General features: G+C 51.3%; 13 protein-coding genes. All 13 read left to right on the top strand.

The window, feature by feature from the left end; genetic code table 11:
- Nucleotides 1-23 precede the first annotated feature (23 nt).
- Complete coding sequence (locus tag DWZ45_RS09495; protein ID WP_118468771.1) at nt 24-557, top strand: type II secretion system protein; 534 nt, start codon at nt 24-26, stop codon at nt 555-557.
- Nucleotides 558-675: 118 nt separating this feature from the next.
- The gene (locus DWZ45_RS09490) at nt 676-1,452 is read left to right on the top strand and encodes an A24 family peptidase (protein ID WP_107000047.1); all 777 of its coding nucleotides are present in this window, start codon (nt 676-678) and stop codon (nt 1,450-1,452) included.
- Nucleotides 1,453-1,465: 13 nt separating this feature from the next.
- The gene (locus tag DWZ45_RS09485; RefSeq protein ID WP_182426654.1) at nt 1,466-2,527 is read left to right on the top strand and encodes a pilus assembly protein PilM; all 1,062 of its coding nucleotides are present in this window, start codon (nt 1,466-1,468) and stop codon (nt 2,525-2,527) included.
- Between the two features lie 12 nt (nt 2,528-2,539).
- Complete coding sequence (locus DWZ45_RS09480) at nt 2,540-3,166, top strand: hypothetical protein (protein WP_107000045.1); 627 nt, start codon at nt 2,540-2,542, stop codon at nt 3,164-3,166.
- Complete coding sequence (locus tag DWZ45_RS09475; protein ID WP_107000044.1) at nt 3,163-3,858, top strand: hypothetical protein; 696 nt, start codon at nt 3,163-3,165, stop codon at nt 3,856-3,858. The genes DWZ45_RS09480 and DWZ45_RS09475 overlap by 4 nt, the downstream gene beginning before the upstream one ends.
- 3 nt (nt 3,859-3,861) lie before the next feature.
- Nucleotides 3,862-4,737, top strand: coding sequence for a hypothetical protein (locus DWZ45_RS09470; protein ID WP_118468766.1), 876 nt, complete (start codon nt 3,862-3,864; stop codon nt 4,735-4,737).
- Nucleotides 4,727-5,152, top strand: coding sequence for a hypothetical protein (locus tag DWZ45_RS09465; protein ID WP_147353106.1), 426 nt, complete (start codon nt 4,727-4,729; stop codon nt 5,150-5,152). The genes DWZ45_RS09470 and DWZ45_RS09465 overlap by 11 nt, the downstream gene beginning before the upstream one ends.
- A gap of 11 nt (nt 5,153-5,163) precedes the next feature.
- Nucleotides 5,164-5,835 (top strand): type II secretion system protein, encoded by a 672-nt coding sequence (locus tag DWZ45_RS09460; RefSeq protein WP_117795685.1) that lies wholly within the window; start codon nt 5,164-5,166, stop codon nt 5,833-5,835.
- An 81-nt stretch (nt 5,836-5,916) separates the two neighbouring features.
- Nucleotides 5,917-10,806 (top strand): type II secretion system protein, encoded by a 4,890-nt coding sequence (locus DWZ45_RS09455; protein ID WP_118468762.1) that lies wholly within the window; start codon nt 5,917-5,919, stop codon nt 10,804-10,806.
- A gap of 586 nt (nt 10,807-11,392) precedes the next feature.
- Complete coding sequence (locus tag DWZ45_RS09445; protein ID WP_118468760.1) at nt 11,393-14,971, top strand: DUF5717 family protein; 3,579 nt, start codon at nt 11,393-11,395, stop codon at nt 14,969-14,971.
- 27 nt (nt 14,972-14,998) lie between these two features.
- Nucleotides 14,999-16,219 (top strand): DUF5716 family protein, encoded by a 1,221-nt coding sequence (locus DWZ45_RS09440; RefSeq protein ID WP_118468758.1) that lies wholly within the window; start codon nt 14,999-15,001, stop codon nt 16,217-16,219.
- Entirely contained in the window at nt 16,216-17,028 is an 813-nt protein-coding gene (locus DWZ45_RS09435; protein WP_118468756.1) for a hypothetical protein, read from the top strand. Before DWZ45_RS09440 ends, DWZ45_RS09435 begins: the two co-directional genes overlap by 4 nt.
- Before the next feature lie 85 nt (nt 17,029-17,113).
- Complete coding sequence (locus tag DWZ45_RS09430; protein WP_117795673.1) at nt 17,114-17,842, top strand: histidine phosphatase family protein; 729 nt, start codon at nt 17,114-17,116, stop codon at nt 17,840-17,842.
- Nucleotides 17,843-17,869: the final 27 nt, after the last annotated feature.

Genomic DNA, 17,869 nt, shown 5'->3' with positions numbered 1-17,869 from the left:
ATTACTAAGGGGCAAGATAGCAGATGAAAAAGAAACAAGGCGGTTTCACACTGGCAGAACTTCTGGTAGTGGTAGCCATCGTAGGAATTCTGGTGGCGATCAGTATTCCGATTTTTACGGCACAGCGGAAAAAAGCGGTCATCGCAGCCAATCAGGCGAATGTCCGTGCGGCGAAGGCGGCGGCCGTGGCAATGCTGTATGGAAGCAAGGAAAGCTTGGAACGCTACGAGAACCAGCCGCAGAAGCAATACCGCTATTACCGATACAATGTAAAAGAGGGAAAGATTGTCTGTCAGGCAGAGGGAGAGAACGCGCACATTGAGTACGCACAGGGAAGTGGAACAAAGAAGGTAAATGACCTGGGGCAGGAATACCGGAAGACGGCGATGGAAGCCAAGACACCGTGTACAGATATTCTGGTTTACATCGGAAATCCGGCGGCTAATCCATATGCGAATACGTCTCCGCTTCAGACCGCTCCTTTCTATGAGGGAAATGAAGTTGGGGGAACCAGCCAGAATCCATTTGGTCCAAAGCCGGGATTTGGCGCCAAATAAAAGAAATGAAATTGGGCGTTTTAAGATAAAGATAGCGTTTTACATATCTTGGAAGATATAAAATATTGGGGATTTACAAACAGACAGAACATGGGTACGGACAGGAGATATTCCATTGATGCTGCATCAAACCACATTTTTAACAATTTACATTTTGATGATTACTTTTATTCTGGGCTGTGCGCTCGGAAGTTTTACAGACTGTCTGGCAGGGCGGATGTTAAACGGAACGTCCGTTTTGAAAGGGAGATCCCACTGTGATGCCTGCGGTCATGTGCTGGGAGTACTGGATTTGGTACCGCTTTTTTCACGGCTGTGCCTGCGGGGCAGGTGCCGTTATTGCGGAGCGAAGATCCCGGCGGAGGCATTCTGGACGGAACTTGTTTCAGGAATTGCATGCTGCCTGATTATGTACCGGTACGATGTCTCGGTGCTGGCACTGCGGGGAATTCTGCTCTGGATGGTGCTTTTATGTCTGACACTCACAGATCTGCATGCGTGGATCATACCGGACCGGCTTCAGATAGCCGGAATCCTGATCTTTTTCGGCACGGCGCTGGGCTTACCGGAACCGGGAAGACAGATGCTGCGGGGAGTTCTGACCGGTGCCGGACTGGCTGTCAGTATGCTGGCACTTTCCCTGCTGTTTGACCGCCTGACCGGAAAAGAAAGCTTGGGGGGCGGCGATGTAAAACTTTTTTTTGTGACGGGACTGTATATGCGTTCCGCCTGGGAGGTATTATTTTTCCTGATTCTCAGCTGTGTGCTGGGAATTGCAGGTTCTGTCATCGGTCGGAGGGAGAAAATTCCGTTTGGACCGGCGATTGCGGCGGCATGTTTTTGTATGCTGCTGTATGGAGATATATGGACACAATGGTATACAGGGCTCTTTTAAAGGGAGTGCAGAGATGAAGAATTGTTTAGGAATTGAGATTGGACATTACCGTATCAAGATTGCATATGCGGAAAATGGCGAGCTTCGCGAATTTATCAGCGAGCGGGTCGAGGGGATCGACCGGAACGATATGCGTCAATATGCGGATTTAATAAAGGATTTGTTGAAGGAGTATGCGATCCGCTGCCGGAACGTCGTGTTTGTCATCCGGCAGGAGGATGCGTATGTGCGGCGCTTTGAGCTGCCGCTGATGACGGAGGAACAGCTCCGGCTGAATCTTCCATATGAGTTCCATGATTATATCGGAAACGAGATGGATAAGTACGTCTTTGATTATGCGATGATCTATGCGGATCAGGAAAAAATGGATTTGATTGGTGCGGCGTGTACGAAAGAGCTGTCGCAGCAATTTGAAAAACTGGCCAAGATGGCACACTTGAAATTGGTCGGTCTGGTTCCGGCCGTGCTGGGACTGGAATGGATTCTGGAATATGCAGAAGAGAGAATGGCGGATGAGAAGAAGGCTTTGGAGACAAAGCTGAATGCAGAACCTCATAAAAAGGAAGAAAAAGAGAACGCAGAGGGGGCAGAAAAATCGGAAACTGTGAAAGACTATGCGATTCTCGATCTGGGAACCCAAGCATTGCGGATCCATTTCTTTCGCCATGGGATCTATGATATTACCCGTACCATGGAGCCGGGCTGTGAGGAGATCGAGCAGATCCGTTTGGGAGATAAGAACAAGATGCAGGAACTGGGAATTGAGGTGGAGGAAGAAAACCGCGAGGAGACCGACAAAGAAAAGATGGCGGCTGTGCTGGAGGAGCAGTACCGGACCCGCGCCGTCCAGGTCATGCGAGTTTTGAACTTTTATAGCTTCAACAATGTGAATAATACGATCGACAGCCTCTATTATTGCGGCGGAGGCGCACGATACGGGGAATTGATTGATGCGCTGAAAGAAACGCTGGATCTGCCGGTGCGGAGTGTGGCGGAGCTTCTGCCGGAGGTCTCTTTGGATGAGGAAGACGAGTGGATCGACAGCCCACAGGCATACGGTGTATTACTTGCATAAGGAGGAAGAGCGGTGGCTGATTTAAAATCAATCGCGAATATGCAGATTGGCGGTCCGAAGTATCCGAAAAAACGGCGCATCAATCTGTATCAGAAGCAGACTAAAAAAGGGAAAATAGCGGCGGAGCTGGGCGCGTTTGCCGTTTTTATGGTTTTTGTCTACGGATTTTCGAGATTTGGCGTAATGCTTCCCCTGCAGGAGGCAGACCGGGCAGAGGCGGTTTATGCGGCGACAGAGAAGGAGCTTCGTACATTGGAGAAATCCAACGAGGTGTACGGTGAGGTCCTGGCAGAGTACGCGCATTATGGAAATGGGTATCTGAATGAGGAAGAGAGTAAGCTTCCGGACCGCCGGATGATGCTGGATTCCCTGAAATCACAGATTTTCCCGCTGACGGCAGTTTCGAGTGTTTCGATCACCTCGGATCAGATGTCATTGGAAGGAACCATTCCCAATGGTACACTCTTTTCGCAGCTGGTCCGTGATGCACAGGCGGATCCGAATGCGCGCTATGTGACCGCTTCGCTGGAGGAAACAGTGAAGAAAGATGGCGAAGAGAGAGCTCTGGCATCCTTGAAGCAGGTGGGAGTGTCAATGGCTGTATTTTTTAACGAACCAGAAGAGGGCAAAGAAAAATGAATTCGTTAGGGAAATATGTATTAACAAAAACACAGAAAATAGTGCTGCTGGTTGTAGTCTTTGCCCTGATCGCGGGCGGCTACTATGCCGGATTTTACCTGCCGGTGCAGAGGCGGATTGAGGCGGCGGACACGGCGGAGCTGGATGCCCAGATTCAGCTGGAGCAGATGAAAGCGATGCAGATCCGGCAGATGGAGGAAGAGATCGAGGAAAACAAGACATCGAATGCGCCGATGGTTCCGGCCTACAATCATTTCAAGACGGAGACGGAGGAGCTGAACCGTATTTTTGCGAATGCGTATGATTTTACTTTCCAGTATTCAGAGCCGCAGGTGGACGGAATGGAGATCCGCCGCGCGATGAATATTTCTTTTACGGCGGATTCGTTTGATCACGCTGTTTCGATGCTTCATGAGGTGGTCGAAGGACCGTACCGCTGTCTGATCGAGGATCTGAGCATTCAGGATGATAAAGATCTGGAAAATGAAGAGTTAGAGGATATCCGCATCCACTCAGTGGCGGTGGCGTTCCAGCTGACCTATTTTGAGACCCGCTACGATGCGGAATCGGAGGAAGGTCTGGAGCTGGAACCGGAGGAGACGCAGGCACCGTCGGGACTGGCAAATGCGGATGTGTCGAACCTGCAGCGTTCGGACCTTGAGACAGCGGCAGAGGCGGCGCTGGGAGAATAAAGCATGAAAAAAGCAGAGAACAGTGAAAAACGCCCGGAAATCTGGAGGCAGGTTTTCAGGCGTATGAAAAATCAGGATGGCGCCAGCTTGATGGCGGCGCTCCTGTTTTTTGTGTTTTGCGGGGTGGGCGCGTCGATCATTCTGGCGTCCGCTTCCGCGTCGGCTGGAAAGAACCGCCACCTCCCGAGGGAGGACCAGAAGAGGTATGCGGTGGACTCGGCGGCGGCATTTCTGCGGGATGAGCTGCAGAAGACGGAGAATATAGTCAAGATCAAGGAAGTGATCGTGCATGACAGCCGGGATGACGAGGAAGACGATAAGGATGATTTTTACTGCTACTACGTCGGCAGCCGGAAAAACACGGATAATGAGGCGACGTGGCAAAAGTTCTATGGAACGGATTCGGGTTTGTCAAGCGCAGAGAGTGGGAATAGCGCGGTTCTCGATTCACTGATCGTGGATATTTATAGAAATAATGAGTATCGGAAGCTGGCAGACGGGGAGAATGCATCGGAGGAAGAAATGGCGTACAAAGATTTTACCCTGTCAGTGAAGAAAGCCGGAACGAGCGGGAACACGATTGGTCCGTTAAAGACCAGTGTACGCCTGTGGATGACGGATCATTATAAAATCAAGGCGGTTATCTCAGATACAGTAACGGCGGATGACAAGAAGGAAGAGCGGTGCGAGAAACGGCTGGAGCTGGAAGCAGCACATAGCTCCGAGAGTGAGATGGTCACAGTAGAGGTCAAAGTAAAGGGCGATGACGGAGATTCGGATGACGATGATTCCTACACGATCACGACGACGACCATCATCACGACGATCCGCTGGCAGAACGGAACAATAGAGAAGGAGCTGCTGCAGAATGATAAGTAGAATGAAATGGGCAGCTGGAAGAAAGCTGCGTGCCAATACGGGCGAGACACTGACAGAGGTACTGATATCGGTTCTTGTGATTGCACTGGGAATGACGATGTTTCTGAGTGCATTTCTGGTGTCCGGCAGGATGCTGCGGCAGGGCGAAGAGCAGATGGAGAGCTATTATGACAGCCGCAATCAGCTGGAGAACAACCGGACAGCGAAACAGGCGTCGGGCAGATATGTTCTGGAGCTGGAGGCATCTGGAACCGGCGGCATGAAGAAAAGCCTGGCGTCAAATGCCTACCAGACAGGCACACAGACGAATTACCGGACGGGACAGTATCCCATCGTGCTGTATGTGAGCCAGGCTGATTCGGATGCAGAAGAGGAAGAGGTAAACTTACAAGAGCTGCTTTACAGATACCGATAGAGGAGACAGAGATGGGACAGGAGAGATGTGAATGCCGCAGATGCAGAAATAGGCATTGCAGGCAGCAGAAACAGACGGCATCCAAGGGTCACCGGAAGCTCTTTTCAGTATGTCAGAAAAAACTCCGGTCACAGAACGGTATGACGCTGACGGAGCTTCTGGCGGCGATTGTGATTCTCGGTATGATCGGCACGGTGCTTGGAGGCGGCGTGATGATGGTAAAAAATGTTTACCAGAGGACGCAGGAACAGGCAGATGCAGAGCAGGCGCTGTCGCTCACGGCGCAGCTGATGACCGATGAATTTGCCAATGCGCTGGAAGTGAAAAATTCTGCCGGGACTTCCGCAACAGGAGAATTGGTAACACCTCTTTTGCGGAGTGGAAACAGCCACCTGTGGCTGCACTTCAGTGCGACAGACTGGTCTGGCACGGGCATTGAAAAATGGTATGGGGATTATACTTACGATGATGCGTATAATAAGATATCCTTGCTGACGCAGGCGGCGATTTCGGATGAATACTATACGGCATTTGACGGCTATACCTATTCGGAGGAGACAGCATGCTTTACGGTTCAAAATCTGGCGATCTACCGGAAAAAAGATACGATGGGAACTTCCCGGAAAGCGGTGGTAAAGCCGATTAACCTGACCGTGCGTGCAGTCAACCTGGATCAGAAATAAAATAAAAACTAACTGTTCAGCAGGTCTGCGCGTGACTGTGAAGGTACTGAACAGTTACAATAAAAAGAGGAACGAGGACAGATGGAGCAGAAGAGACAGAACAAACAGAAGAGAAGGGCGGCGTTTACACTGGCGGAATTTTTGACGGTGATTGCGATTGTCGGTATTCTTGCCAGTCTTTCTTTTGTTGCGGTGATTCGTTACCAGAGAAAGCTCCGCCGTCTGGAGATGGATCAGACAGCGAAGGAGATCTTTCTGGCGGCGCAGAATCATCTGACACTGGAAGTCTCCAATGGGACGATTCCGCGTCTGCTCCATATGGAGGCACAGGGGGAATTTTCGGACGATCAAAAGCAGGCAAAGCTGGGAATTTCGGTAGAAAATACAGTGCTGGCGGAGGAGAAAGAGGGAAATATCTACGCGGTTCTCTATGTGCCGGAAAAACAGGCAGGGCAGCCTGAATCGGAACAAGAAGAGTCTGGCGGTGAGACAGCGCTGGTGTCCGCGAATGTGACCGAGGAGATCCGGCAGCGCCTTCTTCCGTTTGGATCGATTGATGAGACCGTCCGTGGAGACGGGAGCTATCTTATTTTCTATGATCCGGAGGCAGGACTGGTCCGCGAGGTGTGGTATTCGGATCGTTATCAGTTTGTGCAGACGGATATCGGAAGCGAGGCACTTCTGGCGGCGGCGTCTGATGCCGGAAAACGGGAGCGGTTTACGGGAGCTAACTCCAATTATAAGGATCAGAAACTGCCGATCGGATATTACGCATCAGGAAATCTGGAAGTCCCGGAACTGCCGATGGAGGAATTCGAGGCGCCGACAGTGAAACTGGTGAATGATGATATTTTATATGCAAAAATCGAGGATCCGAATAAAAATGAACATTCACTGAGTCTGTTTGTAAAGGGAGAAAAGAGCGGTACAACCGGATACATCGAGATCAATCCCCAGGGAACCAGCCCTTCGGCGCGTGTGGCGAAGGTGTCCGGAACTTCGGGCAATTCGGATGGAACGTATCAGGTCATTCTGGATGACATAGCGGCGCCGGCCGGCACGGGCACAAGTACAGGATTCAAATTTATGGATTTCAACCAGCCGGCACAGACGGATATGACATTTCAGCAGGATGAAAGAGGTTTTGCCTCCTTTATTCCGGGCGAAAATATCTTTGTGTACGCGCAGGTTTTCAACAATGAAGCGCTTTCGCAGGTTAAGACGAGCAATATAGAATCCGGCAGCAGCCTCTTTGCGTCGATCAGTACGGACCGAAGCGCGGAGATTGGCAGCTTCCGCCATCTGGAAAATCTGGATGAGCGGGTTTCAGGTTGGGATCCGGCTCAGCTGTACACTGGGGCGGTGACTACATCCAAAACGGTTACGGCGATGCAGAATAGTGATCTGACCTGGAAAGCGGGAGAAAACATTGCGGACGAGAGCGGTTACTGCGGACATGTGGCGAAGCTGCATACGGCATTTGGCTCGAATTTTTTGAATCAGAATGCGGAAACCATCTCGATTGCCTACCGGGTGACGGATCAAACGAATGCAGATCGGACGAACCCGACGGCACAGGCATATACCACGGAGGCGGGAAGCTATCTTCCGCTTAGCCTGCCGTATCCACTGGACTATCAGGGAAATACATACCGGATCGATGGTCTGCAGGTAGGAAAAACGGCGGGAAGTTCAATCACAGCAGTAGATGGGGCGGGGGGACTGTTTGGAACGGTAACACAGGATATGAGTGTTAAAAACCTGCTGATCTGCCAGCCGGTGGTCCGGACGAAGGCGAGTGCAGGCGCTTTGATTGGTGCGGTGACGCCGGGAACGGATTCCCGGGGAACTACGAATCTGGCAACGGTGAAAATTAAAAATGTGCAGATTGAATATCCGCAGGTACAGGCAGAGCAGACCGGCGCTTCTGCCGGTGCGTTGGTGGGCACATTTGAGGGCGTCACTCTGACCGTCCAGGATGCGCTGGCGGAGAACCATTTCCGTGATAAGCTGGGAAGCAGCACAGAAAAAGCGGCAGATCTGAAGCAGGAGGAAGAAAGCAAATACCGGATCCGCGCTTTAAAGGGAACGGCGGGCAGCCTGATCGGCACGGCAAAGGGGGAAATTTCTCTGACCGACAGCGCAGCGGCACTCTATGTGGAAGGCATGTACGCCGGCGGTCTGGTCGGAACTGTTGAGAAAGCATCAACTGCAGCCGCCGCAAGCGGTCCCACGGTGCAGATTCAGAGCTGTTATGTCGGCGGTCATACAGCAAACAAGAAGTTTGACACATCCCAGAAACCGTGGAATGGGGCAAATGCCAATGCAGCCTTTGAGAATCTTACCGGACGTTATAATGTAGCGGCATATACCGGCGGATTCGCAGGAGGTCTCGCCGCACAGCTTCCGGCAGACAGTCAGATAGCGAATACATATGTGTCGGCGTCGGTGTATTCGCCGACGGCTGAGGAAAAATCGGATGAAACGGAGGATGGAAGTGGAACGGCAGCGGATGAAACAGAGAATCCGGCGCTGAAAGCACCTGCGTTTGTTGCGTTCTATGATTATGCAAGTAGAACGGATGGAATGCTGCCGTCGGAGACGAGCGGTACGGGAACAAACAAAAAATCAGTTTATCCGGGCTGTTATGTGTGCAGTAAGGTGAATGAGAAGTATGTGCTCGCATACGCAGAAGAACTTTCAGAACTGTTTGGTGCTGAGGGAACGGGTGCAGACAGCAAGAATACATATCCGTATGATCCAGAATTAAAGAAAGCAGAGATACCGATTTATCCCATGCCGACGATCCAGAAGGTAGCGGAAAAACTTGCTGCGCAGAACGCATCAAAGGGATTTTCCTGGTTTCTGAATAACCATGTCGGGGACTGGGACAAGGAAGAGAACGAAGAGGCGCTGCATACTGGAAACAGGCTGTATATCGATTATGTCTCTCCGTCTCCCCTTGAAGAAAATCAGAGAATACATCTGATATTTTCGATTACCGGCGAATTGAGCGGTAAAACGATGTGGTATGTTCTCCAAGTCAATACGGGTGATTTGCAGGAAAATACTCTGAGAATGGGATCAAAATTTTGCTTTGTAGATACGGAAGAGAAAGCTGCCAGCTGTGCAAAAAATGAGGCAAATGGCAGTTGGACGAGTTTTGCCGCAGAAAATAGGGTAAATCGTTTTGAAATAGGCATAACGGAAGAGAAAAAGTTGAAATTGCGTTTCTATCTGGATGATTTATCACGCGAGGGTGGAAATTTCTGTAGTCTGGGTACCTGGGGAGGTTATCAGCCGGGCGGTTACATAAATGGAGAAAATGTTATCGTAAAATTGAGCGAGGATGGCTATCCACCGACAGAAAATACAAGGCTCTCATACAAGTTCAACAGTTGTTTTGCCGATGTAATTGAACCCAATGATGATGGAACAGATACCTATACGGTTAAGGTTGCCAATGGGCGTCATCTGCAGAATCTGAATTTCTGTGGAGAAGGCTATGGGGGGTTAAAGATTACACGGGTTATCCAGACTGATAATATTCTCTGGCAGGAGGATGATTCGATTACCTCACAGACGGAAGCGTATTGCAAAGAGGTGGAAGTTGCATACGGAGAGATGACGATCTACAGTCCGGGAAATTCCAAGTATGAAGGTGGAAGTTTCTGGCCGATTAACAACCCGGATATTATCTCTTATAATGCGGAAGTGGATGAGAAAGAAAAAGCAAAACTGGGTGAATGCTATACGATTGCAGGGTTAAAGATAACTCCTGTTGCCTGGAATGGTGCAGCTTTGTTTCAGAAGACGGATCATCTGACGATATCAAACTTGAATCTGAAGGATCCGGACATTTCCTGTTGGGGGCAGAATACAGCAGGGCTAGTGGCACAGGCAGGTACTTCGGCGGACAGCTATCTAACGATTAAAAATATCCATATATATGGAGAAAAGTCCAGGATTTCTGGAACTATGGCAACAGGCGCGGTGGTTGGAAGCACGAATAATGGCAGTCTGACACTCGAACATGTAGTTGTAGATGCACCGACGCTGCAAATAAGCGGAGGAAAAACCGGAGGCTTGATCGGGGAAGCAAAAGTAAGTGATTTAGTGATGAATCACGTATATGTTTCAGGAAAAAATGCACGGATACAGGGAACCGATGCTAGCGGAGGTCTGGTCGGCTTTGCCGAGAGCTCTGGTCAGATGAAGCTGCAAAACAGTTTCTTCTCTGGGTATGTGGATACAATTGGAACCGCTGGAGGTTTGTATGGATATCTGAAAAACAACCAGAATGGCGGAACTGCCGGGAAAGAATTCAGCATTGAAAACAGTTATGTCGGCGGACGGAACCGCCCTTACGGTTATACGGAAAGTGGTGCAAAGATGCTGTCAGATAGAAGAAATGTGTCAGGCGGCTGGTGTGCCGGAGGTCTGGTGGGATGGATGGATGGTCCGATTTCGGTAATACGGAGTTTCAGTGCAGCGGATGTGTGTGGAAAAACATATGATGTCATCGCAGGCGGTTTGTTTGGAAAATATGATTCTGCAAAACTGGTTCTTTCGAACTGCTATACAACAGGAAGTGTGAAAGCGGCTGGAACCTCAAGGTTCCTTGGATACTATATTGGTCAGTTGAACAATACCTGGTGGTGGGGGCCAGGAGCCCAGTTGGAAGCTGGCATTCTTTCGGTCCCGGAAGAATGCTGGTATCTGCCAAAGCTAAGCGACGCAATCATCGGCGCACCTTATGTGGACAGCAGCTCTGTAAAGGACAGCTATTCCAGTATTACTAGGACGAGTGCCGCTGACCTGTCCTCCAAAACAGGCACAAATGGCGTTGATCAGACGATCGCAATAGATGATTCTCTGCAAGGAAAAGCATATCCATATCCAATTTGGACGATCTATGAACCAACAGCTTGGCAGACTGGCACACGCCTGTATGTGGGCGACTGGGATTAGGAAATTAAGAAAAATTAGAAAACGATCGAAAACTGGAAACAGGCGCTATTCCACATACCGGGCGGAATCATCAAATTTTTGCCCGGCAGGCAGGATAGAGCTTGTTTTTATCTCAGTCGAGAAGACTCCCACCTCTTCAGGTGGTGAGTAATAGCAAATTTGTCTCAGTGGGAGTTGGGTCTCCGACTGAGATAAACGCTCCGCGAGGATGCGCAGTGATTCTGCACAGAATAAGTGTTTTACTTGCATATAGGAATTTTCTGAACTGAAAATTCCGTACGATACAGCTCTGGCAGCAGATTTTGCCGATTTGGAATGCGAAGCATCGGCAAAATCCCGTTGCTGAGAACAGTATAAGTGAACAGCAACGAATATGTCAGCTTCGCTGACCAGAATCACGCGCCAAGTCTCACGGACGTTCGACTTGAAAAAAATGCCGGATGGGCAATCAGCGAAATTCTCCAATTCCCTGATGTAAATGCAGACAAAATATGGTATGATATAAGGTACGAGATTTCGAACCGACGGAACTGTGGGAAGACAAAGCAGTTACCGGGACAGGATAATGAAACGGCAGGTGATAGGAATGAAAGAGAGAATTAACCGGCTGGCGAAGGGAATCATCGATTCGGAACAGCCGAAGATGACCTGGTCGCCTGAAAAGATAGACGAGACGCTGCGGATGAATACCCTGATGCAGAGAAATTTATGGATCGGGAGCGAAAATGGATTAAGTGTGAAGGGATTTGTGTATTCCTCGAACCTGCGGGTGCGGATTCCAGGGGATAACAATTCGTTTGGCGGACTCCGGTGCCGGATCGTATATGAAGTGGACACTTCGTTCCTGACGGCAGGTGACACGATCACGGGTTCTTTTTATCTGGTGACAAACTGCGGGGAAGAGGAGATTCCGTATGAGTTTCACGTCGAGGTGGCAGACGCCGGGAAGACTTTAGGTGATCTGAAAACGGCGGAAGATTTTCTGCAGGTCGCGGAAAATGATATGGAGACGGCGCTCCGGCTTTTGGAGTACCCGGATTTTGTGGAAGTGCCGTTTATGCAGGATCTGCATGTGCGGGCACTCTATGACGGCCTGAAGGGACACGGCAGCCGGGCAAATTTGATGGAAGAATTTCTAGTTGGACTGGGCGTGAAAAAGCCGGTCGGTCTGACGATTCCGGGCAGGGCGCGCGTATATGCCGAGCTGGCTGAGAATGCCGAGGACACGATCGAGATCCGGATGGATAACTGGGGCAGTGTGTACCTGGAGGTGACAGCAGACGGCGAGTTCCTCCATCTGCCGAAGAAGAGTGCGACGCAGGCGGATTTTGAAGATGGTCTGCTCCGTCTTCCGGTACGGATTCTGGCGGAACGGCTGCATGCCGGAAAAAATTTCGGTGCCGTCCTGATTCACACTGCCAGAGAAACAGTGCGGATCCCGATCGAGGCATCGGCTGCCGATGCGGGCGGATGCGACCGGGCACATATGTCATTCCAGAAAGAGCTTGGAAATTATCTGACTGCCCGTCTGGCGTATGAAAATGGGATCGGCGGCACGGAGGCGGTTCACCAGATGCAGCGGGAGCTGGATCTGATGAAAATGACGCACTATGACGCGGGACTGCGGCTTTTGCAGGCGGAATTATACCTTTTGACTGATCGGCGCGAGAAAGCGCAGACGATTTTAAAGGAGCTGCAGGATTCAGCGGCGCTTAAAATATCGGGCGACCGGAAGCTTAACTGCCTGTACCGCTATCTGTACGTGACGCTGACCGGCAATGCCGAGCAGAAGGACACTTTGATCCGCCTGCTGCAGCAGTATGCGTCGGAGGAGACGGGCAGCAGCCTGTTTTATTATCTGATGCTTCTGCGTCTGGATGAGGAACTGCAGAAAAATCCGGTCACGGTGCTGATCAGCATGGAGCAGGAGTTTAAGGATGGCTGTCACAGCCCATTCCTCTATGCGGCGGGACTGAAACTTCTGGAGAGTGATCCGATCCTTTTAGACAATGCGGGCAATTTTGAGCTTCATGCCCTGTACTATGGGGCACGCCGGAAAATTATCAGCCGCGAGCTGGCACTGGCGGCGGTCCGGGTGATGCGTGCGTCCCGTTCGTACCGGGAGTTTTACAGACGCCTTTTGACGGAACTTTACGGGCTGTATCCGGAGACGGAGATTCTGGAGGCGCTCTGTGCAATGCTGATCCGGGGAGACTGCCGGGAGACAGCCTGTTTTGAATGGTATAGCCGGGCGCTGGAGGCAGATTTGAGTCTGACGCGCCTGTATGAATATTATTTATATGCGATGCCGGAGAATTATGACCGCCTGATGTCGCGTGAGGTATTTTTATACTTTTCGTATTCGGCAAATTTGGATGCGGGGTCACAGGCGAAGCTTTATGCGAACCTTCTTACCTATGGAACGCCGGATTCGGATATTTACCGGATGTACGAGCGGGCGATGGAAGAGTTTGCGGTGGATCAGCTTTTCAAGGAACGGATAGACGGTGCCCTGGCGGTCCTGTACCGGAAATTGATCTATCCGGAACTGATCGATACGCAGATGGCGCGTGTCCTGCCGGGGATTTTGAAATCCTGCCGGGTAGAATGCCGGGAACCGGCGATGAAATACGTGGTGGTGCGCCATGAGGAGCAGATGACGGAGGACGCGTATGTGCTGAACGAGGGCACGGCGTATGTGCCGCTGTTTTCGGAGCGCGATCTGGTTCTATTCCAGGATGAAAATGAGACGCGGTATGCGCGGGTAAATTGCGCCATCCAGCCGGTATTTACGGATATGGAGGAACTTTTACAGACCTGTTTTGAAATGAATCCGATGCATCCGTTCCTCTTTATGAATGCGTGTGCAAAAGCCTGCCGCAAGGAGGTGCTGACCGGGGACGATGCGATCCTTTTGGAGCACGCGGATCAGAAGATGGAGCTGCACCCGCTGTTTAGGGCAAAGGTGCTGTCAGCGATCGTGCGGTATTATAAGAGGATGGCGGATGGGATTGAGGATGAGAAAAAGGATGGAAGTGTTTCATACCTTCTGAGTCTTGACAAGGACCAGCTGACGCGGGATGAGAGAAACGGCGTCTGCGGGACGCTGATCCGGTGCGGGCATTTCAGCGAGGCGTATGAGATGGTGTGCCGGTATGGTCTGGAGGGTCTGCCGGTCAATCTGCTGCTGCGGCTTTGCGGGAGAATGCTGCTTCAAAATCTCTTTGACCGGGATGACCACCTGCTTTATCTGACCTGGTATGTCTTTGAACATGAGAAGCCGGACAGTGTGATTCTCGATTATCTCTGCGAACATTTCAACGGTACGGTGGACCAGATGTACCGCGTCCTGATGCAGGGACTGCGGCTCCGGGTGGAGACGTATGATCTGGAGGAACGGCTGGTGGCGCAGATGCTCTTTACCGGCAATACAGCAAAGTTAGACCGGGTGTTCGAGCTTTATGCGTCACGCAAGAAAACAGGGGAAAATATCGTGCGCGCGTATTTCACGGTCAAGAGCGTGGAATATTTTCTGGAAAACCGTCCGACGGACGACAAGGTGTTCGCATTTTTGGAGGGTGCTGTGCAGGGAAGCTCTGATCGGGAGCGGATCCCGGATATTTATCTGCTGGCGCTGACAAAGTATTATGCGACGCTGCCGGAGCTTTCGGAGGAACAGCGGCGCCTGTGCCAGTCGGTGGTGGATGTGCTTTTAGATGCGGGCATGATTTTTGCCTATTTTAAGGATCTGGCGCGGTTTATCCATATCCCGGGCAATATTTTAGATAAAGAAATCATCGAGTATCACGGAAACCGGGCGGTGCGCCCGTATCTGCGGCTGCGGATTCTGCCGCAGGAGGAAGAGTTCCACTATGAGGAAATGCGTCTCGTTTACCGGGATATTTACATCCGTGAAAAGGTGATTTTTGAGGGCGAGACGCTGGAATATCAGATCGAAGAGGAAGAGGACGGCGTCCGGAAGACGAAAGAAAAGGGAGAGATTTCCTGCCGGGAGATTCCGGGGCGCAGCCGGGAAAGCCGGTTTGCGGCGCTCAATGAGATGAGTCTTTCTTTAAAAGTAAATAACGAGACGGCGCTTCGGGAAAAGATGCGGGAGTACCAGAAGAGAGATGCGGCGGTAAGCGCACTTTTCCCGATCGTCTGAGGAAAGGGACAGACGGACAAACGATAGATGAATGGACTTATAATTGGCATGGATCTGTGCGATTCATGCACACATATATCCTGTCAGGGTCAGGATACGCTCTGGTCTTTTCCGACCCGGATCGGAAAAGAACCGGATTCGGATGTCTGGCGGGTGGCAGAGGAGAGTGCCGGGGGCGCGTTAGAGGGCATGGTAGTGGAAGATAAGCTGCTTTCCCTGGCGATGAAGGACGGCACCGCCACGATCGACGGTGTCCGCTACGAGGGCTTATATCTGCTGAAAATGTTCCTGAAACAGGTGCTTGCGATTCCCAGACAGGCGTCCGGAAAAGAAGAGATAGAAAACCTGGTGATCACGGTGCCAAAGCTTGAGGTAAAGCTGCTGGACTGCCTGATGTATTGTGCCGATTTTCTGGAAATCGACCGGAGCCGGGTGCATGTGATCAGTCACGCGGAGAGCTTTGTATATTACGTGATGAGCCAGAAACGGGAAGTCTGGAGCAACCAGGTGGGAATGTTTGAACTTTCGGAGAATGGTCTTCATTATTATGAATTGAGAGTGCAGCGCGGGCTGCGCCAGATGCAGGTGGTCGCGGATCAGGAGGAACTGGAGGAGTCGTTTCACTTAAATGTGCTGGACAGCGACGCGGGCATCCAGATGGCAGACCGGATTCTTTCCTCCTGTGCGGAACGGCTGCTGCAGAAGCGCCTGTTTTCAGCGATCATCCTGACAGGAAGGGGATTTGCACAGACGGACTGGGCGTCAGATTTTATGCAGCAGATCTGCAAACGGCGCCGTGTATTTGCGGAGATGGATGTATTTACCCGAGGGGCGCTGATCCGCTCGGAAGATCTCTGTGAGGCACATAGTGCGTACCATTTTACCTGTATCTGTGAGGGGCGGCTGAAAACAACGGTTTCCCTAAAGATTCAGGAGCGTGAAAAAGAGGGACAGCTGGTGCTGGCATCCGCCGGGGACAGCTGGTATGAGACGAAAATGACGGCGGAATTTATTGTGTCGGGCACGCCGGAGGTGGAATTTTCACTCCAGCCGCTGGAACCGCGCAAAAAGAAGACGGTGAAGATTCCGCTTGAGGGATTCCCGAAACGCCCGGACCGGACGACCCGGATCGAGATGGCATTTGGATTTACCGGGGAAGACAGGATGATCGTCATGATACGTGATTTGGGATTTGGAGAATTATTTCCGGCGACAAACCGGATGATTAAACAAGAGGTTTCATTATGAGTCTGATACTTTGCCGGCAGGAGCCGGTTCGACATCCTTTTTACATAGAACGGCTGGGCGTCCATATCGCATCGTCGCAGGAGCTGTGTTATATCATTTATCAGAATCCGCTTCTGGTGCTGGATGGTTTTGTGGACGACCGCCTGATTGAGTTTATCCGTTCGGAGCTGGGGCTTTCGTTTCTGGCTGGCAAACTGGAGGCATGGCAGAGGAGCGGCGAGAATCAGGACGAGCTGCCGATTGTGATTTTGCAGGAGTGCTGTTATTATACGGCGAAGGAGATTGCAGCGTACCGCCAGAAATTGGCGGCATTTCGCAAAATGAATGCGGCGGAGTTCCGGAAGGAGACGGCGGATTACTATTTCCGCCTGCGGCAGTTTGGGACGGCGATCTATTACTACAACCGGATTCTGGAGGACTGGCGGGTCAAATCACTGACGGACGAATTTACCGCGAAGATCTGGAACAATATCGGGGCGGCATATGCCGGGATTTTCTGGTTTGAGAAAGCGTTTACCGCTTATGAAATGGCGTACAATTTCGACAAGAGCCCGGAGATGCTGAAGCACCTGTACCAGCTTGCTTTGATTGACCCGAAGCTGGAACTTAAGGAGCGCCACGCGGCTGCGATGACGCCGGAACAGAAGGAGATCTGGAAACGGGAACTCGACGAGGCGAACCGGACCGCGGAGAAGTGCGGGAATGTCCGCATGGTCGAGACGATGTTTGACCGCAATCCGGTCCGGCGGATGGAGAGTGCGGGAGAGCTTCTGAATGGGTGGAAGCAGGAGTATCGGAAGATGCTCTAATTTTGCCCGCGCCCAGATACATCCTTTGGTCATGAGCACCGCGCTTTTTGGTTTTGTAACATTTCTTTACGAAAGGAGTATTCCTATGCGCCTTCTGATTGTCCGCCATGCGGATCCTGATTACTCGATTGATTCCCTGACACCGGCTGGCTGGGAGGAAGCAAAGCTTCTGGCAGACCGTCTGGCGCCGATTCCGGTGGCGGCTTATTATGTATCGCCGCTGGGGCGTGCGAAGGACACGGCGTCCCTGACCTTAAAAAAAGCCTGCCGCACGGCAGAAACCTGCAGCTGGCTGCGTGAATTTGCCCCGCAGGCGGTACATCCGGGAAAGGATTCCGGGCACTGTGTCTGGGACTGGCTGCCGGATGCGTGGATGGCGGAGCCGAAGTATTTTGATAAGGATCACTGGCATGAAACAGAAGTCTTTCAGAACGCCCATGTAAAAGAAGAGTACGACTGGGTGACTGGAGAGCTTGACCGGCTGCTCAGACGGCACGGATATGTGAGAAATGGATTGTTTTACCAGGCCGTGGCACCGAATGAGGACACGATTGTGTTATTCTGTCATTTTGGCGTCGAGTGCGTCCTGCTTTCCCATCTTTTAAATATCTCTCCGATGCAGCTCTGGCACGGAACCTGTGCGGCACCGTCGTCGGTGACGGTGCTCTATACAGAAGAGCGCCGCTCCGGCGTTGCATCCTTCCGCATGAGCCGTTTTGGGGATGTTTCTCATCTGTATGCGGGTGGACGCGAGCCGTCGTTTGCGGCGCGGTTCTGTGAGGTGTATACACGGTTTGACCAGCGGCATGACTGATGGACGTTCGACTTGAACATTATGTAT

Source organism: Clostridium sp. AF32-7AC, from assembly GCF_003477925.1.
Taxonomy (GTDB): domain Bacteria; phylum Bacillota; class Clostridia; order Lachnospirales; family Lachnospiraceae; genus Otoolea; species Otoolea fessa.
Note: the sequence above shows the minus strand (reverse complement) of the source record. Positions and strands in the feature narration are given on the sequence as shown.

Bases quoted from the DNA above. Each gene is read 5' to 3' on its own strand.
- DWZ45_RS09430 (WP_117795673.1), top strand. From the start codon at position 17,114: ATGCGCCTTCTGATTGTCCGCCATGCGGATCCTGATTACTCGATTGAT.
- DWZ45_RS09475 (WP_107000044.1), top strand. From the start codon at position 3,163: ATGAATTCGTTAGGGAAATATGTATTAACAAAAACACAGAAAATAGTG.
- DWZ45_RS09445 (WP_118468760.1), top strand. From the start codon at position 11,393: ATGAAAGAGAGAATTAACCGGCTGGCGAAGGGAATCATCGATTCGGAA.
- DWZ45_RS09490 (WP_107000047.1), top strand. From the start codon at position 676: ATGCTGCATCAAACCACATTTTTAACAATTTACATTTTGATGATTACT.
- DWZ45_RS09440 (WP_118468758.1), top strand. From the start codon at position 14,999: ATGAATGGACTTATAATTGGCATGGATCTGTGCGATTCATGCACACAT.
- DWZ45_RS09495 (WP_118468771.1), top strand. From the start codon at position 24: ATGAAAAAGAAACAAGGCGGTTTCACACTGGCAGAACTTCTGGTAGTG.
- DWZ45_RS09435 (WP_118468756.1), top strand. From the start codon at position 16,216: ATGAGTCTGATACTTTGCCGGCAGGAGCCGGTTCGACATCCTTTTTAC.
- DWZ45_RS09460 (WP_117795685.1), top strand. From the start codon at position 5,164: ATGGGACAGGAGAGATGTGAATGCCGCAGATGCAGAAATAGGCATTGC.
- DWZ45_RS09470 (WP_118468766.1), top strand. From the start codon at position 3,862: ATGAAAAAAGCAGAGAACAGTGAAAAACGCCCGGAAATCTGGAGGCAG.
- DWZ45_RS09465 (WP_147353106.1), top strand. From the start codon at position 4,727: ATGATAAGTAGAATGAAATGGGCAGCTGGAAGAAAGCTGCGTGCCAAT.
- DWZ45_RS09455 (WP_118468762.1), top strand. From the start codon at position 5,917: ATGGAGCAGAAGAGACAGAACAAACAGAAGAGAAGGGCGGCGTTTACA.
- DWZ45_RS09485 (WP_182426654.1), top strand. From the start codon at position 1,466: ATGAAGAATTGTTTAGGAATTGAGATTGGACATTACCGTATCAAGATT.